The sequence below is a fragment of the Neoakkermansia glycaniphila genome, assembly GCF_900097105.1.
Taxonomy (GTDB): Bacteria; Verrucomicrobiota; Verrucomicrobiia; order Verrucomicrobiales; family Akkermansiaceae; genus Akkermansia; species Akkermansia glycaniphila.
This window is the reverse complement of record NZ_LT629973.1, coordinates 2312063-2336889: the sequence shown is the minus strand read 5'-3', so window position 1 is coordinate 2336889 and position 24827 is coordinate 2312063. Positions and strand designations below refer to the sequence as shown.

General features: G+C 60.2%; 22 protein-coding genes and 1 tRNA gene. 15 read left to right on the top strand and 8 right to left on the bottom strand.

Going from position 1 to position 24827, the window contains the following annotated elements:
• Nucleotides 1–21: 21 nt before the first annotated feature.
• From PYTT_RS09770 to PYTT_RS13060, 3 genes are read left to right on the top strand one after another with little or no spacing between them, the layout of a single operon-like run.
• Nucleotides 22–1005 carry a PulJ/GspJ family protein gene (locus PYTT_RS09770; protein ID WP_067775813.1) on the top strand — a complete coding sequence of 328 codons (984 nt, stop codon included), beginning with the start codon at nt 22–24 and terminating at the stop codon, nt 1003–1005.
• Nucleotides 1006–1035: 30 nt separating this feature from the next.
• Nucleotides 1036–1776, top strand: a complete 741-nt coding sequence (locus tag PYTT_RS13420; RefSeq protein ID WP_067775816.1) for a lipoyl protein ligase domain-containing protein — start codon at nt 1036–1038, stop codon at nt 1774–1776.
• Between the two features lie 4 nt (nt 1777–1780).
• A complete protein-coding gene (locus PYTT_RS13060; RefSeq protein ID WP_172801809.1) occupies nt 1781–3118 on the top strand; it encodes a PPK2 family polyphosphate kinase in 1338 nt (445 codons plus the stop codon).
• Nucleotides 3119–3205: 87 nt separating this feature from the next.
• On the opposite strand, the gene PYTT_RS09755 is transcribed toward PYTT_RS13060, so the two are convergent.
• Complete coding sequence (locus tag PYTT_RS09755; RefSeq protein WP_067775819.1) at nt 3206–3916, bottom strand: MmcQ/YjbR family DNA-binding protein; 711 nt, start codon at nt 3914–3916, stop codon at nt 3206–3208.
• Nucleotides 3917–4053: 137 nt separating this feature from the next.
• Nucleotides 4054–4830 (bottom strand): uracil-DNA glycosylase family protein, encoded by a 777-nt coding sequence (locus PYTT_RS09750; protein ID WP_245741028.1) that lies wholly within the window; start codon nt 4828–4830, stop codon nt 4054–4056.
• Between the two features lie 84 nt (nt 4831–4914).
• Between PYTT_RS09750 and PYTT_RS09745 the strand changes: the two genes are divergently transcribed.
• The 3 genes from PYTT_RS09745 (at nt 4915) to priA (ending at nt 9027) form a co-directional block, all read left to right on the top strand.
• The gene (locus PYTT_RS09745) at nt 4915–5877 is read left to right on the top strand and encodes a 6-phosphofructokinase (protein ID WP_067775822.1); all 963 of its coding nucleotides are present in this window, start codon (nt 4915–4917) and stop codon (nt 5875–5877) included.
• A gap of 37 nt (nt 5878–5914) precedes the next feature.
• Complete coding sequence (locus PYTT_RS09740; RefSeq protein WP_067775825.1) at nt 5915–6682, top strand: ParA family protein; 768 nt, start codon at nt 5915–5917, stop codon at nt 6680–6682.
• 83 nt (nt 6683–6765) lie between these two features.
• Nucleotides 6766–9027 (top strand): replication restart helicase PriA, encoded by a 2262-nt coding sequence (priA, locus tag PYTT_RS09735; protein WP_245741027.1) that lies wholly within the window; start codon nt 6766–6768, stop codon nt 9025–9027.
• Between the two features lie 93 nt (nt 9028–9120).
• On the opposite strand, the gene PYTT_RS09730 is transcribed toward priA, so the two are convergent.
• Together PYTT_RS09730 and floA are read right to left on the bottom strand one after the other, a co-directional pair.
• Complete coding sequence (locus tag PYTT_RS09730) at nt 9121–9741, bottom strand: hypothetical protein (RefSeq protein ID WP_067775831.1); 621 nt, start codon at nt 9739–9741, stop codon at nt 9121–9123.
• Nucleotides 9742–9759: 18 nt separating this feature from the next.
• Complete coding sequence (floA, locus tag PYTT_RS09725; RefSeq protein WP_067775834.1) at nt 9760–10788, bottom strand: flotillin-like protein FloA; 1029 nt, start codon at nt 10786–10788, stop codon at nt 9760–9762.
• Between the two features lie 155 nt (nt 10789–10943).
• Between floA and queA the strand changes: the two genes are divergently transcribed.
• The 9 genes from queA to PYTT_RS09685 all read left to right on the top strand — a co-directional run bounded on the left by queA (nt 10944) and on the right by PYTT_RS09685 (nt 22032).
• Nucleotides 10944–11921 (top strand): tRNA preQ1(34) S-adenosylmethionine ribosyltransferase-isomerase QueA, encoded by a 978-nt coding sequence (gene queA / locus PYTT_RS09720; protein WP_067775837.1) that lies wholly within the window; start codon nt 10944–10946, stop codon nt 11919–11921.
• Between the two features lie 3 nt (nt 11922–11924).
• Nucleotides 11925–12356 carry a hypothetical protein gene (locus tag PYTT_RS09715; protein WP_067775840.1) on the top strand — a complete coding sequence of 144 codons (432 nt, stop codon included), beginning with the start codon at nt 11925–11927 and terminating at the stop codon, nt 12354–12356.
• Between the two features lie 41 nt (nt 12357–12397).
• Complete coding sequence (tdh, locus tag PYTT_RS09710) at nt 12398–13423, top strand: L-threonine 3-dehydrogenase (RefSeq protein WP_067775875.1); 1026 nt, start codon at nt 12398–12400, stop codon at nt 13421–13423.
• A gap of 129 nt (nt 13424–13552) precedes the next feature.
• Nucleotides 13553–14137 carry an MBL fold metallo-hydrolase gene (locus PYTT_RS09705; protein ID WP_067775843.1) on the top strand — a complete coding sequence of 195 codons (585 nt, stop codon included), beginning with the start codon at nt 13553–13555 and terminating at the stop codon, nt 14135–14137.
• A gap of 66 nt (nt 14138–14203) precedes the next feature.
• Complete coding sequence (locus PYTT_RS13055) at nt 14204–14359, top strand: small basic protein (RefSeq protein ID WP_083076733.1); 156 nt, start codon at nt 14204–14206, stop codon at nt 14357–14359.
• A gap of 185 nt (nt 14360–14544) precedes the next feature.
• The gene (locus tag PYTT_RS09700; RefSeq protein ID WP_067775846.1) at nt 14545–16293 is read left to right on the top strand and encodes a pseudouridine synthase; all 1749 of its coding nucleotides are present in this window, start codon (nt 14545–14547) and stop codon (nt 16291–16293) included.
• A 58-nt stretch (nt 16294–16351) separates the two neighbouring features.
• Nucleotides 16352–17815, top strand: a complete 1464-nt coding sequence (locus tag PYTT_RS09695) for a tetratricopeptide repeat protein (protein WP_067775849.1) — start codon at nt 16352–16354, stop codon at nt 17813–17815.
• Nucleotides 17816–18033: 218 nt separating this feature from the next.
• Complete coding sequence (gene ppdK, locus PYTT_RS09690; RefSeq protein WP_067777938.1) at nt 18034–20775, top strand: pyruvate, phosphate dikinase; 2742 nt, start codon at nt 18034–18036, stop codon at nt 20773–20775.
• A gap of 186 nt (nt 20776–20961) precedes the next feature.
• A complete protein-coding gene (locus PYTT_RS09685) occupies nt 20962–22032 on the top strand; it encodes an SPFH domain-containing protein (protein WP_067777937.1) in 1071 nt (356 codons plus the stop codon).
• Nucleotides 22033–22132: 100 nt separating this feature from the next.
• On the opposite strand, the gene PYTT_RS09680 is transcribed toward PYTT_RS09685, so the two are convergent.
• From PYTT_RS09680 to PYTT_RS09665, 4 genes are all read right to left on the bottom strand, one after another.
• On the bottom strand, nt 22133–22594 hold the full coding sequence (locus tag PYTT_RS09680; protein ID WP_071133438.1) for a hypothetical protein: 462 nt from the start codon (nt 22592–22594) through the stop codon (nt 22133–22135).
• 78 nt (nt 22595–22672) lie between these two features.
• Nucleotides 22673–23125 carry a hypothetical protein gene (locus PYTT_RS09675; RefSeq protein ID WP_067777934.1) on the bottom strand — a complete coding sequence of 151 codons (453 nt, stop codon included), beginning with the start codon at nt 23123–23125 and terminating at the stop codon, nt 22673–22675.
• A gap of 85 nt (nt 23126–23210) precedes the next feature.
• Nucleotides 23211–23286: transfer RNA gene (locus tag PYTT_RS09670), tRNA-Lys, on the bottom strand.
• Between the two features lie 115 nt (nt 23287–23401).
• Nucleotides 23402–24826, bottom strand: a complete 1425-nt coding sequence (locus PYTT_RS09665; RefSeq protein ID WP_172801808.1) for an efflux transporter outer membrane subunit — start codon at nt 24824–24826, stop codon at nt 23402–23404.
• Nucleotide 24827 lies beyond the last annotated feature (1 nt).

Genomic DNA, 24827 nt, shown 5'->3' with positions numbered 1-24827 from the left:
TTTCTCCGAGCAACAGCCACCATGAAAACCTCCGCATACAAAAAGGCGTCCGGCTTCACCCTCATCGAACTGATGGTCGCCATGGCGATCACCACCATCCTCGTCGTCATCATCGTCACGCTCACGACGCGCGGCATCGAAATCTGGAAAAACATCACGCAGGAAATCTCCACCAGCTCCAAAGCCCAGATCGCCCTGCAAACCATGTGCGACGACCTGCAATGCCTGCAAATACGCAGGGGCAACGACTACGAATGGTTCTACGCCGCCAACGATGAAAAAGTACTCGGCACGGATGGCGGCCCGCAGGGGCTTCGCATCACCAACTCCGCCCAGCTCATCTTCTTCACCTCCTCCATCGACCGCAACAAAGCCGTCGAAAGCGAACAGAAAAACACCAAGGCCGACCTGTACAAGGCACAAGGAGACATCAATGCCGTCGGCTACAGACTCATGTACCGCGACCAGATCCTGAACATCGACGGAAATGCAGGCAAAGGCTTCGCCACCTACTCTCTCTACCGCCAAATCGTCTCCCCCAAGCAAACCTACCAGAACCTGCTGGCCCAGACCGACCTCAAACGCGCCTACAACCGCTACGAAGAAAACGATAAAAAACACTTCCTCGTCGAAAACATCATCGAAATGACCCTCGTCCTCGAAGTGGAATACACCACCGTCAATGGAACGGGCAGCAAAAAACAGCTCCGAAGGGAAATCAAAAGCATCCCCATCATCTCCACCTCCAGCGGAGGTGAAGCCTACAAAAGCGTAGAAGTCTTCGGCGATCGGCTCGCCGTCTCGAAAACGGGAGGCAAAGCCGACTCCGACATGGAACAGGGCCGCATCCTCGCCGCATCTATCACCATGACCGTCGTCTCCGATGAAGGCATGAACATCGTCCAGAACGCCCGCAAGAACGGCCGCACGCCCAATCAGGCGGACTTCTTCCGGAAATACACCAACAGCTACAGCCAGTCCGTCATGCTGCCCACGCCCCAATAATGCATCTACCGCCTGCACAGGAAGGATAGTATGTCAAACGATTGGAACACCGCCGCATGGATGGGCCCCCTGCCCACCCTCACCCTCTGGAAAGACCCTGTCGCCCGCACGGGTTGGGAATGCATGGCCGCCGATGAACTCATGCTCGGCCTCCCCGGCTCCTGGATGCGCATCTACCGATGGGGGCGGCCTACCGTCAGCTTCGGCTGCTTCGACACCTCCGCCGAAGCGTCCCGCCTCTTCCCGGATGCCGGCATCGACTATATACGCCGCTGGACAGGCGGAGGCATTGTCGACCACCGGACGGACATCCCCTTCACCCTCGCCCTCTCGCCGGAAGACAGGCCGGGCCGCCCCACGAGCGCCGTCCTGTACAAATGGATACACGGAGCTCTTGCCGCAGCCATGAAACAATGCGGCGTCGCATGCCGCCTGCTCCCCGCCGATGCGCCTGACGGAGGCCGGGCATGCTTCTCCAGCCCCGTTGCCAGCGACCTCGTCGGCCCCAACGGAGAAAAACTGGCAGGAGGAGGCCAACGCCGCACACCCCTCGGCATCCTGCATCAGGGCAGCATCCAGAACTGCATCCTCCCCGAAGGCTGGGATCTCGCCTTTGCCGAACTCCTCTCCATCCGCTTCACCCTCATCGAAAACGAGGAACCCGCACCGGGATTCCGGAATGCGGTACGCACCCTTGCCGAACAAAAATACGCGAGCGCCGCATGGAATGACGAAACGCACGGGCGGCGCGGCACACACCTTTCTCATTGACATCATGGACGAATCCAAGACCGGTGCATGGCGCAAAAACGCCGCAGCCATCATCGTGGACGCACAAGGCAACATCCTCCTCGGCAAAGATCCCGGCCGCAACCAATACTGGCACTTCCCGCAGGGCGGAGTCATGCGGGGTGAAAACCTTGAGCACACCATTGCGCGCGAAGTATGGGAAGAAGTCGGCATCCGGCCCTCCGAATACAAAATCCTCGCCCACGGCCACGGCTTCCGCTATGCCTACCCTCCCAGCCATCGGCGCAGCGGCCGCTGGATCGGACAGGAACAAACCTACTTCCTCCTCCTGTGCCACAAAATCAAACCGAAATCCGACGTCTCGAGAAGCAACGAATTCTCTGAAACGAAATGGTTTGCACAGTCCGAGATCCGCCCCCAGCTCTTCCCGAAATTCAAACGCAGCGTCGCCAAGCAGGTCCTCAAACACTTCTTTGTCACAAATCAATACTTGCCAAAAACACCCCAACAAAGGCATACTGTCCCCGTCAAACACATCATGGAACTCTCACCGGACATCAGCCGCTATCTCGTCACACCCGGCAAAAAGCTGAAAATGCAGGATTACAGCCCCTCCGACCGTTCCCTCTTCCAGGGTACCAAGGAAGAATCCGCCCTCTTCTTCGACAACCTCAAAACCGAACTCCAGGACCTGCAGAAACGCCTGTATGCCCAGCACAAACACCGCGTACTCGTCATCCTGCAAGGCATGGATGCCAGCGGCAAGGACGGCTGCGTCCGGCAGGTCTTCTCCTGCATGGACCCCCACGGCATGAAAGTCATCTCCTTCAAACGCCCGACCGCGCTTGAACTCGACCACGACTTCCTCTGGCGCGTCCACCCGCAGGTACCGGCCAACGGCGAAGTCGTCGTCTTCAACCGCTCCCATTATGAAGACATCATCGCCGTACGCGTCAAAAAACTCTTCGACGACGCCGTCTGGCAACGGCGCTACAAATACGTCGTCGACTTCGAAGACATGCTCGTCGGCGAAGGAACCACCATCATCAAAATCTTCCTCAACATCTCCAAGGAAGAACAAAAGGAACGCCTCGAATCCCGCCTCAAGGACTCCCAGAAACTCTGGAAATTCGAACCTTCCGACCTCGCAGACCGCGCCATGTGGGATGAATTCCAGACTGCCTATCAGGACCTTCTGGAAAAAACATCCACCGAAGCCGCACCGTGGTACATCATCCCCGGCGACCGCAAATGGTACCGTAACCTCATCGTCGCCAAGCTCCTCGTCGAAAAACTGCGTGCCCTCAACCTCCAGTTCCCCGAGCCGAAAGTCGACCCCTCGGACATCATCGTCCATGACTGACCCAGCCAACACCTTGTCCGGCCCAGACGCCGCACCACCAAGCAGAACCTGCGCGGCGTACCCCGGGCAGGCCATGCCGCCGGATTCCTACTTCAGAGCGAGGCGATAGCTTGCGTCCAGCCGCTCCGCCAACTCCTCGAACGGAACGGAACCGTCCAGACAAAGACTCACCCAGCTCTTCTTATTCATGTGGTAGGCCGGAAAACGGCTGACCCCATCCACATAGCGCTCCAGCTCGCAAGGATCAAGGCGCAGATTGAGCACCTCGACCGGCTCTCCGGAATCGCCGCCCAGCTTCAAACGCGGCACCATCAGAAAAACGGCGTACCATTTCCTGCTGTCGCGGCGGCGCACCACGGCACTCTCCGGTGATCTTCTCCACAAATACTCCAGATCGTCGCCGTAAGACGCCTGCACATATGCTATCAGCCGCTTGGTCAGCTCGTGCTTGAAAACATCCGGCTCGAAACAACATTCCGCCACATGCCACAGCTCCTCCTCGAACTCCTTGCGCAGTTGCCTGTCCATAAACGAAGACGGAGACTTTCGCGCCAAATGCACCATCTCGTTCTCCTTCTCGCCGGAACCACATACCGCCGCGTGGACAGAACCGTCCGCACGAATCTCGACAACCATCTCGAACATGCCGCCCAGCAGCTTCGCCCCATGCGAAAAACCACTCTCTCCCTGTGCGAAACCGAATGGAAGCAGTTGATCCTCACGGAGCTTCCTATCCTTGAAAACGCGCGCGACGGCCTTTTCCAGCCAGCTTGTTCGGGGAGAAGAGCGAAAAAACATGCGACAACGAAGGGAGTAAAAATTCTATTGGGCAACAACCGGATTCCGGCTTATGGTCATCTCATCACATGATCCTTACCTGGAAGCAAACATTTGATGAGCTCACGAAATTATCCTGTCTCCTTGCCCTCAAACCATCATGCCGGACTGCAACCGGGAATCCCCAGAGCCTTCAACTGCTCGCGCGGCTTATCGGGCCAGCACTTGTTGGCCATCGGACTCGCCGGACTCGGATGCAGCAACGTACCGAACACGAACTTCCTCTCCGGCAGCATCGCCGCCACCGCCTCAAGCTGCTTCAGCGCGTAGCCGCCCACTCCCACCAGAACCTCCGGCTGCATCAGCTCGATCAAACGCTTCAGATGCGCACGGCAATCGGCATCCACCTGCTGCACCTGCTCCGCAGGCAATTGGGCGGGCGTAATATTCGCTCCCGATTCACTCATCCAGATCAGCGGACAATAATTCACCACGTAGCACTCCCGGAAAAAATTCTCCGCCGTACCGTACAACTCCTCGAACAGCCCCCAGAGCCTCCTCCCGCTCACCTCCGAACGCGGGCAATCGAACCCCTGCACCGGACGCTTCGGATGGCACGCCGCAGGCGCTCCCACCTTCTCGCGGATATGCAGCCACTCCGTCACCGCCGCCACCTCGCCGAACGGCACACCCGTCTGCGCCATCCCGAACGGCCCCGGATTCATCCCGAGGAACAGCACCCGCTTCGTCGTCGCACCATAACGGCGGATATACGCCTCATGCCCCGCCCATGCGTAATCGAGCGGATTGTAGGTATAAGCCACTGGTGCATCGAAGTGTAGGGCATTCATCTCATCCTTCAGCACGCGGGCGGCGGCCAGCACTTCTTCCACATTGATCTGCATGCGGAAAGCATAGCAAAAGTATGACTTCATGGCGAGAGAAATGAAGTATAAGCTTGCATGGAAGCGCGTTTCCTGTTATCGTCCGCCCGTTAATTTTTTACCAATCGTATTCTCATGAGTGGAATTGCCATTATGACCTCTGGTGGAGATGCTGCCGGGATGAACCCTGCAGTAAAGGCGGCCGTGGAACGCGCCCGCCAACTTGGAATGAAGCCGTTCGTCATCTACGACGGCCTGGAAGGTCTGATCGACGGCAAAATCAAAGCCGCTACCCGTGATCTCACCTGCGAAATGTCGCACCGCGGCGGCACCCTGCTCCGCTCCTCGCGCTCCAAACGCTTCTTCGAGTACAGCTACCGCGAACAGGCGTACAAGCACCTCAAGGACAACAACATCGAACACCTCGTCATTGCAGGCGGCGACGGCTCCTTCCGCGCGCTCAACGACTTCTTCAACGACTTCCAGGTACCCTTTGCAGGCATCCCCGCCACCATCGACAACGACATCGCGGGCACGGACTACTGCCTCGGCGTCGACACCGCGCAGAACATCATCCTCAACTGCATCGACACCATCCGCGACACCGCCCAGTCCCATCACCGCGCCTTCGTCATCGAAACCATGGGGCGCGACTGCGGCTACCTCGCCATGACCGCCGCCATCTGCAGCGGGGCGGACATCCTCGTCGTCCCTGAACTCCCCTACGACCTCGAATCGATCAAAAAGCGTCTCCAGCCGCAAATCGAGGAAGGCGTCGGCTACGTCATCGCCATCGTCGCGGAAGGCACCAAAAAGGCTCAGGAACTCACTGACTGGCTCAGCACCAACACCGGCATGGACACCCGCCTCACCGTCCTCGGCCATATGCAGCGCGGTGGAGCGCCCTCGGCACGAGACCGCCTCATGGGAGCACGCTTCGGCACACGCGCCGTAGAAGCCCTTCATTCCGGCAACATCAACCGCATCATGGTCTATCATGACGGACACCACGGCGAATGCGCCCTCGATCAGGTGGCCGGGCAGAAATACCATGTCAGCCAAAGCATCATCAAACTTTGCGAAGACATGACTCGCTAAGAGTCACCGTCTTCGCCGCACCCCACCCTGCCGCCTCATGAAGGTCATTGCCATTGCCAACCAAAAAGGAGGAGTAGGCAAAACGACTACCTCGATCAACCTGGCGGCAGGCATCGCCCAGAAACGCAAGCGCGTCCTCCTTATCGACCTCGACCCGCAGGCCAACGCCACCAGCGGACTCGGCATCGAAGCCGCCGGACACCAGAGCATCTACCCCGCCCTCATCGGCGAACAATCCATCCTCGAAACCATCGTGGACACGGGGCGCAAAAACCTGCACCTCATCCCCTCCCACATGGACCTCTCGGGCGTTGAAATCGAACTCGCCCAGACCGGCCAGCACCTCACCGCCCTCCGCAACTGCCTCGCCCCCATCCGCGACGCAGGCATGTACGATTTCGTCATCCTCGACACGCCTCCCTCCCTCGGCGTCCTCATGACATCCGCCCTCGCTGCGGCGGACGAAGTACTCACCCCCTTGCAGTGCGAATGGTTCGGCCTCGAAGGCCTCGCCAAAATCCTCTACATCATCACCCAGATCAGCCAGTCCGGAGCCAACCCCGGCCTCACGCTCGGCGGTGTCCTGATGACCATGTACGACGGCCGCACCAACCTCTCGCGCCAGGTCGTCGAACAAGTACGCCAGCACCTCCCGCAGGCAGCCTACCGCACCCTCATCCCCCGTTCCGTCCGCATCGGAGAATCGCCCAGCTTCGGCGAAACCATCTTTGAACACGACCCGAACGGCATCGGCGCCAGCGCCTACCTCTCTGCTGCCGCCGAATTCCTCAAGCGCCACAAATAACCCGCCGTCCTGAGGCGCATCGCACCTCACCCGGCAGCCCTGCCCCAGCGGCACAATCGGCCCGGCGGCCGAACCGCCCCGCCATGCAAACACCGCAGCAACAGAACCTCTTTGACGAACCTGCCGTGCGGGCGGCCCGCATCCTCATCGACGGCGCGTCCGACCTCGTCTTCGACTACGCCATCCCCCCCGGCATCGAAGGCATCCTCCCCGGCTGCCGCGTCGAAATCCCCCTCCGCCACCACACCGCCACGGGAACCGTCCTCGAAATCACCGAGCCGCAGGACACATGGGCGGGCAGCCTCAAACTCATCCGACGCCTCATCGCTCCCGAGCCGCTCATCTCCGCCCCCCTCATGGAAATGGCCCGGTGGGCCTCGCAATACTACGCCGCCCCCATCGAACAATTCATCCGCTGCATCGTCCCCGAACCCGTCCGGCAGGAAAAACACAGCGAAAAAACCCATAAAGTCGTCCGGCTCCTCGCCAAACCCTCGCAGGAAGACGAAACCCGGCTCAACAAACGCGCCCCCCGGCAGGCCTCCATCCTCCACCTCCTTGCCGAAAGCCCGGACCGCACACTCACCCTCAAGGAACTCGGCGGCACCGCAGCCCTCACCCCCTGCCGTGCACTCGAAAAACAGGGCTACCTCACCATCACCGAAGAAGAACAACACCGCGACCCCTCCGCCGGAGAAGACTACCTGCCCACCTCGGCACTCAAACTCAACGAAGAACAGGAACAGGCCCTCAAAGCCGTCGTGGCCGACATCGAACACGCCGACAAAAAACCGATCCTCCTTCAAGGAGTCACCGGATCCGGCAAAACGGAAGTCTACCTCCAGGCCGTCGAACACACCGTCCGGCAGGGAAAATCCGCCCTCATCCTCGTCCCGGAAATCTCCCTCACCCCCCAAACCCTCCAGCGCTTCAAATCCCGATTCTCCTCCCTGCCCGGCTCCGTCGCCATCCTCCACAGCTCCCTCTCGGACGGCGAACGCTTCGACGAATGGCACTCCATCCGCGAAGGCACAGCCCGCATCGCCATCGGCCCCCGCTCAGCCGTCTTCGCCCCCCTGCGCAACCTCGGCCTCATCATCGTCGACGAAGAACACGACGGCTCCTACAAACAGGAAAGCGCCCCCCGCTACCAGGGCCGGGACCTCGCCGTCCTCCGCGCCAAACTCGAAGGAGCCACCGTCGTCCTCGGCTCCGCCACCCCCTCCCTCGAAACCCTCCACAACGCCCGCACCGGCAAATACGCCACCCTGCGCCTCGACCGCCGGGCGGACGGGCAAACCCTGCCCCTCATCCGCATCCTCGACATGCGCACCGAAGCCAAGGACAAAAAATACGCAGGAGTCCTCTCCGAACGCCTCCGCATGGCCATCGACAAACGCCTCGCCCGGGGAGAACAAACCATCCTCCTCCTCAACCGCCGCGGCTTCGCACGCTCCCTCCAGTGCCCGGACTGCGGCCACAACGTCACCTGCGCCCACTGCGCCCTCCCCCTCACCTACCACATCACCGAAGACCGCCTCATCTGCCACCTCTGCGGCTACCGCGCCATCGTCCCCCGCGAATGCCCCGAATGCCGTTCCTCCAACATCCTCCTGCAAGGCTTCGGCACCCAGAAAGTAGAAGCCATCCTCAACCGAGCCTTCCCTCAGGCACGCCTCCAACGCATCGACGCCGACATCTCCCGCCGGAAAAACGCCGTCCGCGACATCCTCGGGCAATTCCGCGCCCGCAAACTCGACATCCTCCTCGGCACCCAAATGATCGCCAAAGGACTCGACTTCCCCGGAGTCACCCTCGTCGGAGTCCTCAATGCCGACCTCGGCCTCTGCATCCCCGACCTCCGCGCCTCCGAACGCACCTTCCAGCTCCTCACGCAGGTCGCCGGACGCGCCGGACGCGGCGACCTCGACGGAGAAGTCATCATCCAGACTTTCACCCCGCACGCCGCCGCCATCCAGTTCGCCCGCCGGCACGACACCGACGGCTTCGCCGATCAGGAACTCGACCTCCGCCGCCAGTTCGAACACCCTCCCTACGTCCACCTCGCCGTCCTCACACTGCGATCGACCAAGGAAGAACTGGCCGAATACTCCATGCACACCCTCTACCGCAGGCTCGTCAAAAACCTTCCGCCGGACATCCTCGTCAGCGAACCCGCTCCCGCCCCCATCCCCAAGGCATACGGGCAATACCGCTTCCAAAGCACCATCAAATCACACTCGGCGCGCCGCATCGCCACCTGCGTCTCGCAGGAAATAGCGGCCATGAACGCGGGAGACGACATCATCATCACCCTAGATATCGACGCCTACTCCTTCATGTAGCCGCCGATTGTTCACTTCCTTCACGCACGCAAAAAACCGCCTCCCGGCCAAGCGGAAGACGGTTCTGAAAAACAACAGGCGGACACCCTGCCCCTAGCGCAGCGCCACGGGCTTATCCAGAATCTCCTTGTACAGCACAGCGGCGCGCAGCGCACGCACGCTTGCCAGATTCAAGCCCGGCACTGGTATGCCCGCAGCGCGAGCAGACTTGTGATGAGCCATCGGCGCAGCGGAAGCCATCTGCTTACCGGCCTGCAACGCCGCGAGCGCAGCACGCTCCGCATCGCTCAAATTCGCCAGAGAAGCGGCAGCGGCCGACTCGGCGGAACCCTTGCGCGAAAAATCCTCCTGCATCGTCGAAGACACCCGCTCCTCAAGCGTCGCCTGCTGCGGCGCCGGGGCATGCCGCACGGGTGCGGGTGCTGCCTTCCGGCGGGGAGCCTGCATCGGCCGGGGCGAAGGCGCAGCCTCCTGAGGCCGGGAATCCATATGCGGCAGAGAAACCGGAGGCACGGATGCCACCGACCTCTCGGCACGCTCCTCGGCGCGGCGGCGGCGGTGCTCCTCCTGCATGCGCTCGCGGAACTCCGCCTCCTCCTTCGCTTTCTTGAACCTCTCGTACAGCTGATACCCGCCCGCAACCAGCAGCAGCACGATAAAGCCCCCGATGGAAGCTCCGCCGCCGTCTGCCAGAATGGGAACAAAATCGAACACGATCGTCTTCGGAAAAAATTAAGCCTGCGGAGCCTGGGCGATATTCTCGCGCATCTTCGTATCCGCCACCACATTCTGGTAGCGGGCATAATCGATCACGCCCAGATTGCCGTTGCGGAACGCCTCGGCAATCGCCATCGGAATCTCCGACTCGGCTTCCACCACCTTGGCGCGCATCTCCTGCGTACGGGCAGACATTTCCTGCTCCGTCGCCACGGCTGCGGCGCGGCGCACTTCCGCCTTCGCCTGTGCGATCTGCTTATCGGCTTCAGCCTGCTCGGCCTGCAGGCGAGCGCCCACGTTACCGGCCACATCCACATCCGCAATATCGATCGAAAGCACCGTAAACGCCGTCGAAGCATCCACCCCCTTCTCCAGCACCTTGTCGGAAATACCTTCGGGGCGTTCCAGCACATCCTTGTAGGACATCGCGGAACCCACTGCGGACACGATACCTTCACCCACGCGGGCCACGATCGTCTCCTCCGTCGCACCGCCTACGAAACGCTCCAGATTCGTACGCACCGTCACGCGGGCGCGCACCGCCACGGCGATACCGTCGCGTGCCACCGCCGTCAGGCGCGTCTGTCCTGCATTCGGATTCGGACAATCGATCACGCGGGGATTGATGGACGTACGCACGGCTTCAAGCACCGTCTTCGACGTACCCTTCACCGCCAGATCGATGGCGCAGGCGCGGTCGAACGTAAGGGGAATCCCCGCCTTCTCGGCAGCGATCAATGCCAGCACGCAATCCTCGATATCGCCACCCGCCAGATAATGGGCTTCCAGCTTGTCCGTGGACACCTCGAGCCCGGCCTTCACTGCCGTAATACGCGTATCCACCACCAGCGAATAAGGCACCTTCCGCAGCCACATACCGAGCATATTGCTCATGGCTACCGGAGCCTTCGCCAGGCGGGCTCGCAACCACGTCTTGAAAAACTTCGCGATAATGGCGAAAATCACCACCACGACCACAATGGCCACCACGGCGACGATCACACCCAGATTCGATTCTGCGGGACTAGTAACTTGAGCAATCATAACTCATCCCATTTTTCATAAAAAACAAACAGAGTAAAGCAAAAACTGCGCCCGCGCCGCCGCTGCGCCCCGGAACCGCCTCACCTGCCACCGCCACCGGGCCCCACGGGGGATTTTAGACTTGCGAAAAACGCCGCCTTGGCGTACTAAAGGGCGTGCGCACCATCGACTTTGACTATCACCTTCCCGAAGAACTCATTGCGGACCGCCCCGCCCCCCACCGGGAAGACTCCCGCATGCTCGTCGTCCACCGCAGCACCGGCCTCATCGAACACCGGAAATTCACCGACCTCCTCGAATACGTCCGCCCCGGCGACGAATTCGTCATGAACAACACCAAAGTAGTACCCGCACGCTACTTCTCGAACGACGGCCGCATCGAACTCGTCCGCGCCTCCCTCCATACCGACCTCCTCTGGAAATGCCTCGTCCGCCCCGGCCGCAAAATGAAAATCGGCAAAACCGTCGCCATCGGCGAAGCCATCGGCACTGTCGAAAGCATCGATGAAGAAGGCTACCGCCTCATCCGCTTCGACCGCCCCGTGGACGAAGAAACCTACGGCCGCCTCGCCCTCCCGCACTACATGAACCGCGAAAGCGACCCCGACGACAAAGAACGCTACCAGACCGTCTACGCCCGGCACGAAGGAGCCATCGCGGCCCCCACCGCCGGACTCCACTTCACCCCCGAAATCCTCGAACAAATCCCGCACAGCTTCGTCACCCTGCATGTCGGCGTCGGCACCTTCCGCCCGGTCAAAGTCGATCGCATCGAAGAACACCACATGCACACCGAAAGCTTCGTCCTCCCGGAAGAAACGGCCCGGCGCATCGCCGCTGCGCAGCGCGTCGTCGCCGTCGGCACCACCAGCGTCCGCGTCCTCGAACACCTCGCCGCCCGCAACGGCCTGCCACTCTCACCTGCAGCCGGAGAAACGGACATCTTCATCTACCCGCCCTACGAATACAAAATCGTCGATGCCCTGCTCACCAACTTCCACCTGCCCCAAAGCACCCTCCTCATGCTCGTCTCCGCCCTCGCAGGCAGAGAACTCATCCTCGAAGCCTACCGGCAGGCCGTCGAACAACGCTACCGCTTCTTCTCCTACGGAGACTGCATGCTCATCCTCTAAGCCATGAACCGCCTGCTCCCCATCGCCGCCCTCCTCGGAGCCATCCTCCTCCCCGCCTGCTACAACACGCAGACCCGCGACCAATTCACCCGCTCGCTGCAAACCGTCGCTATCCGCGAACCCGGCCACATCGGCTACCGGGGCAGCGACGAACAATACGACTACTTCGACCTCCGCGACACCGTCCGGCAAATCGAACGCATCCGCGTACCCCAGCCGCACAACGCCATGGAAAACAACGACCGCCAGCCCATCGGCACCTACGGCACAGGCTCCCGCACCATGCACCCCACCGTCGCCTGCTCCAACAATCCGGCACTCCGCGCCCACTACCGCATCACGGAAGAAACACCCCTCGTCGCTCCCTCCAAAAGCCTTGACGACGTGCAACATCTGACCCCCGGAGAACCCATTCTCCTCCCTCCGCAAAATTAGACTTGCAAAGCCGGAGGGAAAAGAGTAAGTACATACCCATGATGCACGCACTCGTCAAGACAAAGGCCGACAAAGGATTGGAACTCATTGATATTCCGATGCCCGAAGTCGGCCCGAATGACATACTGATCAAAATCCACAAAACAGCCATCTGCGGCACCGACCTCCACATCTGGAACTGGGACTCCTGGGCACAGAAAACCATCCCCGTCGGCATGCAGGTCGGCCATGAATTCTGCGGCGTCATCGAAGCTGTCGGCTCTGCCGTCACCAGCTACAAACCCGGCGAAATCGTCTCCGGAGAAGGCCACATCGTCTGCGGCCACTGCCGCAACTGCAAAGCGGGCCGCCGCCACCTCTGCCCGAACACCAAAGGCGTAGGCGTCAACCGCCCCGGCTGCTTCGCCGAATATCTCTCCATCCCGCAGGAAAACATCTTCCGCATCCATCCGGACATCCCGATGGAAATCGCCTCCATCTTCGACCCGCTCGGCAACGCCGTCCACACCGCCCTCTCCTGGGACCTCGTCGGCGAAGACGTCCTCATCACCGGAGCCGGAGTCATCGGCTGCATGGCCGCAGCCGTCTGCCGCCACGCCGGAGCAAAAAACATCGTCATCACCGACATCAACGACTACCGCCTCGAACTCGCGCAGAAAATGGGAGCCACCCGCACCGTCAACGTCACCCGCGAAAAACTCGCCGACGTCTGGCACACACTCGACATGAACGAAGGATTCGACGTCTGCCTCGAAATGAGCGGCGCCCCCTCCTGCCTCAAAGACATCCTCGACAACACCTGCAACGGCGCGAAAGTCTCCCTCCTCGGCATCCAGCCGGGAGACGCCCCCGTCGACTGGGACAAAATCATCTTCAAAGGCCTCATGTTGAAAGGCATCTACGGCCGCGAAATGTTTGAAACATGGCACAAGATGGACAAAATGGTACGCGGCGGCCTGAACATCGCCCCCATCATCACCCACCGCCTCCCCTACACCGAATTCAAGGAAGGCTTCGACGCCATGAACACGGGACGCTCCGGCAAAGTCGTCCTCTCCTGGGTCTGACCTCCTCACGGCAGCCCCGCCATACCTGCCCGGCAACAACCGGGAAAAAGCCGCTTCCATCACCCGGAAGCGGCAAATTTTCATCCGGAAACCACACCGGACAAAACGCATCCGCACCGCCGTACCCCGATGCAAATCACGCCGCACATCCATACCCTGCTGAATGAACCCGTCGGCATCGACACCTTCATCACGGATGGAAACTCCATCTCCTGCGAAAACGGCATCACGCTGGAAGTGCTGGACACCCCCGGCCACTCCGCAGGCTCCCAGTGCTTCCTCTTCCATGAAGAACGGGCCCTATTCACCGGAGACGCCATCCCTGTCGAAGGCGACATCCCGATCTACGTCAGCCCGGGCCAATGCGAACGATCATGGAACAAACTCCTCGACCGCCCCGAACCGGAACTCTACCTCTCCGCATGGGACCATGCGAAAAACCGGAAAGAAGGCAAACAAGCCGTCCGGAACGCGCTGGCACGCCACATTGCCCTCGACGCAGCCGTCCGCCGGGCGGCACATGCATCCCCCGAAGCCTCATTCGATCCCCGCTTTGAACACATCGGCCGGGAAATGGGAATGGAACACTGGGAACACCTCGCACCGTTCCGCCAATCCATCGCCGCCCATCTGGAAGAGCTGAAAACGGAGACTGCCGAAAAAAAGCACCCTTCGAATAAAATAGGACTGGACAAACACCCGGAAATAGGGTAAAAGACCGCCCCGCACACATTGCACCATGCCGCTTGCGGCAGGAATCCTTTAGTCACACATACAGATATGTCCAAACACTCTACACTGAAAGCAACCGGTACCGTCGGCGGCAAGCGTTCCGTCCTCAAGCGTTTCGAACGCGTCAAGCTCCTTAAGGAACGCGGTCAATGGAAGAAGGGTCAAAGCCCCCTCGGCCTTCCGAAGACCAAGTTCGACAACTAAGAGTCCATACGGCTACTCCGGATCTCCGGGAAGCGCGACTCACCTTCGATTTTACTGGAGCCTCCCGGTTGCAAACTCTCCGGGAGGTTCTTTTTCCGTTTTAAGGCGTCGAGAGATGCCTGACCTAGCCCCGTAAGAGGCCACGGCAATCCGAGAGGATTGCTTACTATAATAAACACATATATATGACAGAAGAAAACACATCCTATCCGGAAGCGCCGGAAGGAAGCATTCGCCTCAACAAATTCCTCGCATCGTGCGGGTATGAATCGCGCCGGGCAGCAGACAAACTCATCGCCGAAGGACGCGTCGAAATCAACGGCAAAGCCGTCGACACCCCCGGAATCCGCGTCCTCCCGACGGACTTCGTCAAGGTTGACGGACGCCACGCCACCCCCAAGGAAGAAATCACCATCCTGCTCAACAAACCTCGCGGCATCGTATGCAGCCGCGAAGCGCAGGGAGCAGACGGCACGGTCTACGACCTCCTGCCCGTCCGCTACAACTACGTCAACTACGTCGGCCGCCTCGATGCGGACTCCGAAGGCCTCGTCATCATGACCAACAACGGCGTACTGGCCCAGACGCTTGCCCACCCCTCCAACGGCATCGAAAAAGAATACTGGGTCACACTCGACCAGAACTTCGACAACTCCGTCCTCATCCAGCTCCTCAAGGGACTCCGCATCCCCGAAGGCCAGGCCAAGGCCAAATACGTCAGCCGCCTCTCGGCACGCCGCGCCTGCGTCGTCCTCGAACAGGGCCTCAAACGCCAAATCCGCCAGATGTTCTCCTGCATGGGCCTGCGGGTCAAAAAACTCGTCCGCGTCCGCATCGGTTCCCTCTGGGGCGGCGATCTCGAACCCGGCGCCTGCCAGGTACTCACGGCGGACGAAATCGCCCTTGCTCTGAAAAACCCGCCCAAACAGCGCAAGCTCATCGGAGCCAAGCAAGCCTTCAAACCGCGCACGACGGAAACCTCCGACTACACCCCGGCCGAAGACAACGACGATGACGACAACTACGTCTTCGACCCGGCGGACTTCGAAATCGGAGACGACGACGAAACTCCCGGCCTCACCAAATTCTCTGAAGGCGAAGCCTACGAACCCGAACAGGAAACCGAACGCCGCTTTGGCCGCGCTCAGGGACCGCGCAAATTCGACGGAGAACGCCGCAGCTTCGGCAACGACCGCAACTCCGGTGGCGAACGCCGCTCCTTTGGAGACCGCAAACCCTTCGGTGAACGCCGCTTCGACGGAGAACGCCGCAGCTTCGGCAACGACCGCAACTCCGGTGGCGAACGCCGCTCCTTCGGAGACCGCAAGCCCTTCGGCGAACGCCGCTTCGACGGAGAACGCCGCAGCTTCGGCAACGACCGCAATTCCGATGGCGAACGCCGTTCCTTTGGAGACCGCAAACCCTTTGGCGAACGTCGCTTCGACGGAGAACGCCGCTCCTTCGGAGACCGCAAGCCCTTCGGCGAGCGCCGTTTCGACGGAGAGCGCCGCAGCTTCGGCAACGACCGCAATGCCGGTGGCGAACGCCGCTCCTTCGGAGACCGCAAACCCTTCGGCGAACGCCGCTTCGACGGGGAACGCCGCAGCTTCGGCAACGACCGCAATGCCGGTGGCGAACGCCGCTCCTTCGGAGACCGCAAGCCCTTCGGTGAACGCCGCTTCGACGGAGAACGCCGCAGCTTCGGCAACGACCGCAATGCAGGTGGCGAACGCCGCTCCTTTGGAGACCGCAAGCCCTTCGGCGAACGCCGTTTCGACGGAGAACGCCGCAGCTTCGGCAACGATCGCAATGCAGGTGGCGAACGCCGCTCCTTCGGAGACCGCAAACCTTTCGGCGAACGCCGCAGCTTTGGAGACAGGCCCAGCCGCCACTTCGGCGATCGCCCCGACCGCCGCTTCGGCCGCCAGGACTAAACCTCACCGCACCAACAGCCCGAAGACACACCGTCTTCGGGCCTTTTCTTCCCTTGCCATGAAAACATTGCTCACAGCACTCTTCCTCCTGCAAGGCGCCAACCTTTTGCAGGCGGAAACCACCACACCAAACACCCCCCCCCCCTCCGCTCCGGCTGCAACCGAAGCCTTACCGCCGGAAGAAATCCAGAAAATGGAAGCCCTCGAACAGGCTGCCAACAAAGGCGACGCCAAAGCCGCCATGGATCTCGGCATCCGTTATGCAGCGCAGGAAAAAGGCATCGAGGCCGGCCAATGGGGAGAAAAATACCAGCAGATCCTCCGGGAAAAAGCCGAGAAAAACGATACTGCCGCCATGATCGACCTCGGCAGCCTCTACCTCCTCGGCAACATGACCCTCAGCATCCTGCCGAACGCCACCGAAAGCCGTAAATGGTGGCTCAAGGCGGCAGAAGCAGGACACGCCGCCAGCCAATACCAGATTGCCCGCATGATGGAAAAAGGCTACGGCGGCCCCAAGGAAACCGAACAGGCGAAACAATGGTATGCCAAAGCCCGCCAATCTCTCGGTGCCCTCGTGCAGAATGCCGAAAAGGCCGCTTCGGAAGATTTGTATTGGCTGGCTATCATGGAACGCGACGGACTCGGCGCGGAAGCCGCACCCGCACAAGCCCTCGCCCACATGCGGCAGGCAGCGGATAAAGGCCATGTCCACGCCGCCTACCGCGTCGCCCGCATGTACGAACAGGGAACCGGATGCGAAGCCTCTCCCGAACAGGCTCTCGCATGGTACCGCAAGGGAGCGGAACTCGGAAGCATCGACGCCATGATGATGCTCGCAGCCAACTACAAGGCGGGCCGCGGCGTACCACAGGACCTCACGCTCAGCGTCAAATACCTCCAGCAGGCTGCCGCCCGGAACCACCCCGCGGCCATCTACCTCCTCGGCAAAGCCTACCTCTCGGGAGAAGGCATTGAAAAAGATCCGGCCAAAGCCCTCGCCTGCACCGAGCAGCTTGCCTCCTTCGGCTACGGCCCTGCTCTGCTCGACGCCGCCGACATGTACATGAGAGGCATCGGCACGGCCAGGGATGAGAAAAAAGCGGTCGACATGCTCACTCTCGCAGCCAACACCTACGGCGACGCTCCCGGAGCCGCCGCCGCCCATGCGCTCGCACTCTACTACGACGACCAAGGAAACAAGGAGCTGGCGGACACATGGTACTACATCGCCTCCGAACGCGGAGTGCCCGCCGCCATGGCGCGCCGCGGCCTGCTCCACCTCCTGCCCGGCTCCTCCCAGCCGTGGAACCCGTTGCGCGCATACAAATGGTGGAGCATCGGCGCAGAACGGGGAGACAAAACCAGCGCATTCTACAAAAACCTCATGCTCTGGGCCGGCATTCCTCTCGTCATCATCATCTGCATCATCCCGCTATTCATTGTCGCCCGGCTCAACAAACAAAGCCTCGCGCTGGATGCCGAAGCCGCCAAAAAAGCGGCGGAGCAGCCGAAACCATAGCCATCGCGCAGCCCTCTTCCAACCGCGGAATGCCATACGGCATTCCGCAAACGGGAACGGACAACCGACTCTCACGAGCGTCGGTCCTTTTTCTTTCGGCAGGAACAGAGAAGACACCTTAGCGGCTTGACAACCTACCTACCCGAGAGTATCCTTCCTTTCCCGTGTGCGGCACCACGCTGCACACTTGTACGCAATCCACTGATTAACACACACATATGTCTAACACAACCTGCGCATGCAGCGCAACGCCCGACAAAATCGTCTATTCCTTCGGCGGAGGGACCGCCGACGGTAACGGCACTATGAAAAATCTCCTTGGCGGCAAAGGCGCCAACCTCGCCGAAATGGCACGCATCGGCCTCCCGGTGCCTCCAGGCTTCACCATCACCACGGAAGTCTGCACCTACTACTACGCCCATGGCCGCACCTACCCCTGCACTCTTGACAACGACATCAAGGCAGGCATCGCCAAAATGGAAGAAATCGTCGGCAACAAATTCGGCGACACCAAGGCCATGCCCCTCCTCGTCTCCGTCCGCTCCGGCGCACGCGAATCCATGCCCGGCATGATGGACACCATCCTCAACCTCGGCCTCAACGACGAAACCGTCGTCGCCATGGCAGACGCCACGCAGAACCCCCGCTTCGCATGGGACTGCTACCGCCGCTTCATCCAGATGTACGGCGACGTCGTCCTCGGCGTTCAGAAACTTCCGGGCGAAGACCACGAACCCTTCGAAACCGTCATCGAAAACCTCAAGCACGAACGCTACGGCAAGGACATCCTCGACTCCGACATGACCGCCGAAGACTCGCAGGAACTTGTCAAACGCTTCAAGGCCCTCGTCGCCGAGCGTACCGGCCACGAATTCCCCGTCTGCCCGTGGGAACAGCTTCAGGGAGCCATCGGAGCCGTCTTCGGTTCCTGGAACAACGACCGCGCCAACGTCTACCGCCAGAAATACGGCATCCCGTCCGAATGGGGTACCGCCGTCAACGTCCAGGCCATGGTCTTCGGCAACACCGGTGACGAATCCGGTTCCGGCGTCGCCTTCACCCGCAACCCCGCTTCCGGCGAAAACGTCTTCTACGGCGAATTCCTCATGAACGCGCAGGGCGAAGACGTCGTTGCAGGCGTCCGCACCCCCGATCCTGTGGCAGAACTCGCCAACGTCATGCCCGCGGCTCACGCCACCCTCAGCGAAATCCGCCAGACGCTGGAACAGCACTTCCACGACATGCAGGACTTCGAATTCACCATTCAGGACCGCAAGGTATGGATGCTCCAGACCCGCAACGGCAAGCGCACCGGCGTCGCCGCCTTCCGCATCGCCTGCGAAATGGTCGAAGAAGGCCTCATCGACTGGCAGACCGCCGTCAAGCGCATCCCCGCCGACCAGGTGGACCAGCTCCTCACCCCCATCTTCAGCGGCAACGCCATCAAGGAAGCCAAGCAAATCGCCCACGGCCTCCCCGCTGGCCCCGGCGCAGCCTCCGGACGCGTCTACCTCAATGCCGAACGCTGCGTCGAAGCAGCCGACCGCGGTGAAAAAGTCCTTCTTGTCCGCCTCGAAACATCGCCCGAAGACCTTCGCGGCATGATCGCGGCCGAAGGCATCCTCACCGCACGCGGCGGCGTCTCCTCCCACGCGGCCCTCGTCGCCCGCCAGATGGGCAAGGTCTGCGTCTGCGGCGCCGATGCCCTCAACATCGACTACGCGGCCCGCACCATCACCGTCAACGGCGAAACCGTCAAGGAAGGCGACTACCTCTCCATCGACGGCACCACCGGCCTCGTCTACCTCGGCAAGGTCGACACCGCTCCTTCCGAAATCATCCAGGTGCTCATCGACAAAACCCTTGCCCCCGAACAGAGCCGCGCCTACCAGAACTTCGCCAAGCTCATGGACTGGTGCAGCCAGGCCACGCGCATGAGCGTCCGCACCAACGCGGACTCCCCCTCGCAGGCTGAAGCCGCCATCGCGTTCGGAGCCACAGGCATCGGCCTCTGCCGCACCGAACACATGTTCTTCGAAGGCGACCGCATCGACTTCGTCCGCCAGATGATCCTCGCCACCAAGAAGGTTGACCGCGTGGCAGCCATCAACAAGCTCCTTCCCTTCCAGAAGAGCGACTTCAAGGGCATTTTCAAGGCGCTCAAGGGCCTCCCGGCCACTGTCCGCCTCCTCGACCCGCCCCTCCACGAATTCCTTCCCCAGACCAAGGAACAGCAACGCGACCTCGCAGAAAAATTCGAACTTCGCGTCGAAGACATCATGCGCCGCGTCTCGGAACTCCATGAATTCAATCCCATGCTCGGCCACCGCGGCTGCCGCCTCGGCATCGCCTACCCCGAAATCACCGAAATGCAGGCTCGCGCCATCATCGAAGCCGCCATCGAAGTGACCGAAGAAGAAGGCTTCGAAGTCGTGCCGGAAATCATGGTACCCCTCGTCGCCTTCAAGAAAGAACTCGACATCCAGAAAGCCGTCATCGACAAAGTCGCCGCTCAGGTATTCGAAGAAAAGGGCAAAACCATCAAATACCTTGTCGGTACCATGATCGAAATCCCGCGTGCGGCTGTCACCGCCGACCAGATCGCGGAAACCGCCGAATTCTTCTCCTTCGGAACGAACGACCTCACCCAGACCGGCCTCGGCATGAGCCGCGACGACTCGGGCGCCTTCCTTCCGAAGTACCAGGACCTCGAAATCGTCAAAACGAACGTCTTCGCCTCCATCGATCAGGAAGGCGTCGGCAAACTCATGGAAATCGCCGTTGAACTCGGCCGCAAGACCCGCCCGGACATCAAGCTCGGCATCTGCGGCGAACACGGTGGCGACCCCGCCTCCGTCAAGTTCTGCAACAAACTCGGCCTCACCTACGTCAGCTGCTCGCCCTACCGCGTGCCCACCGCTCGCCTCGCCGCTGCGCAGGCCGCTCTGGAACAAGCCTGACCTGAAGCTTGAGCAACCGCTCTTCAAACTCTCCTTCCTTCACGGGAAGGAGAGTTTTTTGCATGGGGCGGGCCGTTTAACCGCATACCGCCCCACTTGAAGATTGCCATACCTCCCGCAGCAAGGCATACTTCCACCGCGCACATTCAACCACGCGCACCCCACCCCATACCGACCATCACGCATATGGCCACATACGACACCAAAACCACAGGCTACTTCAGCCGCACCCTCGTCATCGGAGGCATCATCCTCGCCGCCCTCATCGCCCTTGCCATCTTCCTCGGCGCCAACATGGGCAACAAACGCGTCCTCTCCGGCTTCGCCGGATACGTCTACGAAAAACCCATCTTCGGGCAGAACAAATTCGTAGGCATCCTCGTCGGCCCCTCCTCCACCGGATGGGTCTGGCGGCAGGAAGTCAGCAAAGTATCCATCACCCCGGACACGACCGTCGAAAAATTCGACGCGCAAAACGGCGGAGCCGTCCTCGGCAAGGACAAACTCCCCATCTCCTGCACCGCCTCCCTCGTCTACCGCCTCGACCCGAAAAAGGTCAAGGAATTCATGGAAGACTTCGGCGGCATCGCCCAAAGCTCCGGCAGGAATGACGACGAAGTCGCCGACGAAATCATGCTCTTCGCCTACAACAACTTCATCCAGCAGCCCTTCCGCACTGCCGTCCGCGCCGAACTCAGCAAATACAACGCCCTCGACGCCTCCGGCAGCCTGCAGGAAATCTCCGACCACGTCTTCCAGCAGCTCAGCAAAAAACTCCACAACACCCCCTTCATCATCGACTCCGTCGCCGTCGGGGAAACCAACCCTCCGGCTGCCATCATCGAATCCGTCGTGAAAAAAGTCCAGACCACGCAGGAAAACGAACGCAAGGCCACCGAACTCGAAATCGCCCAGAAACAAATCGCCATCCAAAAAGCACAGGGCGAAGCCGAAGGCGCCATGAAAATGGAACTCGCCCGCAAAGAAGCCGAAGCCAACCTTGCCCGCGGCGAAGCCGAAGCGAAAGTCATCGAAATGCAGGGCCGGGCCAAAGCCGCCGCAGCCCTCCAAATGGCCAAGGCAGAAGCGGAAGGCCTCGAACTCAAGGAAAAGGCCATGGGACCGAACGTCCTCCGAGCCAAAGCCTACGACAACATGCTCAACAACGCCAAAGTCTACCTCCCCTCCGGCAAGGACGCCGATGGCAACATGTCCGTCCTCGGCATCCTCAACCTCGACAAGGCGGAAAACAAATAACCGCCGCCATCCATTCCATCCGACACAAACGGGAGCCTCTCTTGCAGCGGCTCCCGTTCATCTTTAAAGCAGGGTCCACATCGCCCGGCGCCCGGCCATGCTACCGTTCGGAAAAAAGGGCCACCCAGCGTATACATTCATCAACCGTCTGAAGGTCTTGAACCTTTTGGTTATGATTCTGCCATTTTTCCGATGAATGTTCGAAATAGACTCCGATCGAATCATTCGCCTCATAGAAGCAGCAATAAAAATACCGCCCTGTTCGAGCATTCCGTCGCTGCAAGACAAGTGAGGGAAACGTTATCGAATCCTCATAGATAGCCATCTCCGTATCGGGGTACTTGGCAAAATATTGCCGCGCAACCATCTCGAATCTTTCAACCACCGTCCTAGCACTGATTTCGGAAGTAAAAGTATTGCACGAACTTGAAGAATCATCGAAGCCACTCCACGCCGTCAACAAAATGGAGGTCCTCCAAAAACAGTCATAATAAATAAAACAGAATACAGCCAGAGCAAAAGACAAGGCCGAAACAAAAATCGTCAGAATGGAACGTTTCATGGATATCGTCGCGTTTGAGTATGCCGACAAACACATGCCGATGCAAGGAAAAGCTCCTATGTGAAAACAGACCGATGATCAATCCTTACGCGATGCCAGAAATTGCAGGCATGCATCAACCGTTTGAAAAGTATCGACCTTCCCTTCATCGATCTGCTTCTTTTCCGATGAATGCTCAAAAAGAACACTTCTTGAATCGTTTCTTTCAATGAAGCTGCAAGAAAAATACCGCCCGGTTTGCGGATCCCTACGCTGCAGGACAAACGAAGGAAATCCGAGCATATCCATATAAACGGCAATCTCCGTATCCGGATATTGTTCGAAGTATTGCCGCGCAACAAGCTCGAATCTTTCAACAGCAGTCCTGTTGCTGATACCGGATTCAAACGTATTGCATGCACTTTCGGAAGAATCGGCAGTACTCCATGCCGTCATCATGACGGATACTCTCCAGAAGGCATCGAACTTGATGCACAGGAACACGGCAAAAACAAAGAGTGCAATGGCGCTCGGCAGAATGGAACGTTTCATGGTATCGTTGGAAGGGGTAAGTCGGCAAGGATGCGCCGATACAAGGAAAAGCCCCGCAAGCAGTTGAGCTGACGGGGCTTTATAATGGTACTTGGACCGGGACTCGAACCCGGGACCAATAGATTAAAAGTCTACTGCTCTACCAACTGAGCTATCCAAGCACTGACTCACATGGAGCGGGGAGATTACACCGTATTTACTCCGTTTTTGCAAGCATTATTTTCATGAAATGCGACATTTTGCCTCAGAAAACCGTCCGAAAGCACGGTTGGAAGGTCAGGAGCCTTTCCAGCCGCCACCCAGAGCCTTGCACAGCTTGACGACGGCATTCAGGCGCATTTCCTCCGCATCGGCCATTTCCAGCTCCCCGTTCAACAGGCTGCGATGCGTGTCGAGCGCATCCATCAGGCCGATATACCCCGCATCGTACTGCCTGGAAGCAATATCCCAGCTTCGCCGGAGACAATCGACCTCGCTCTTCGTCGCATCATAGATGGCCGCGCCCTGCCGGCGTTCGACGAGAGCATCCCGTATTTCCCGGAAGGCTACCAGCACGGACTGTTCGTAGGCTGCTTCGGTCGCTTTATATTCAGCTGATGCGGCATCGAGGGCAGCCCTCTTTCTTCCGCCGTCGAACAATGTTTGTAGCATGCTGCCGCCAATATCGTACAAGCGCGTCGGCTGGTTCAGCACCTCCTCCAGCGCAGTACTCACATGGCCCAATTCCCCTGTCAACACGAGAGAGGGATAACGGTCCGCGCGAGCGGCTTCCTTGCGCTCGTGGGCGGCGCGAAGCCTCATTTCCCATTCGCAAATATCAGGGCGGCGGTCGATCACATCGGCCGGTATGCCTGCGGGGATGGCGGGCGGGGTCATGGACAGCAGCTCTTCCCGTCCTCGCGTCTTGCCGCCGGAGATGATCGCCCGCGGGCTTTCCCCGACGAGGACGGCCAGAATGCTCTCAGCCTTCGACAATTCGTTTTCCGCCTTCCGGAGCTGGGCCAGAGTCTTGTCACGCTCGGCCTGCACGCGGCGCAGGGCAAGCTCGGGGTACTGCCCCTGCTCGAAACGTTTTTCATACATGGAACACGTCTGTTCGTAGGATTCGTGCACACGCCGGATAATATCGCACTTCTCCTGCCATGTGCATACGGAGATATACCCCGAAGCCACTTCCGCCGACAGGCGCAGCCAGACGGCATCCCTTGCAGCCGCAGAGGCCAGCAGATCGGCCTGCGCCGCACCGGAGCGCATACGCAGCTTGCCCCACAGATCGACCTCATAGGAAAGGATGCCTGAAGCCTGCCACAGGTCGCGCCCGCGCTCCGGAAGAGACTGGGAATACTGCTGACCTTTCGTCAATTCCTGCCGTGCCGCGCCCGCCTTCAATGAAGCCTGGGGCAATTCTCCGGCCGCTTCCGCACTCGCCATCGCCGCAGCCTTGTCCACCACGGCGGCCGCATGCGCGAGATCCCGGTTGTACAGGAACGCCCGTTCCTCCAGCCTGTCCAGATTGCTGCTGTGAAATACCTGCCACCACCGGGGCCGGGTATGGATGGACAAAGCCGCATCCTGCGTGGCATCCGCTCCCTCGGGCACATCCATTTGGGGACGTACGAACCGCTCCGTACTCCGGCAGGACGGCAGGCAGAACGCCAAGGAAAGAGGAACAAGGAGAAAAAGGCCCGGGCGTCGTTTCATG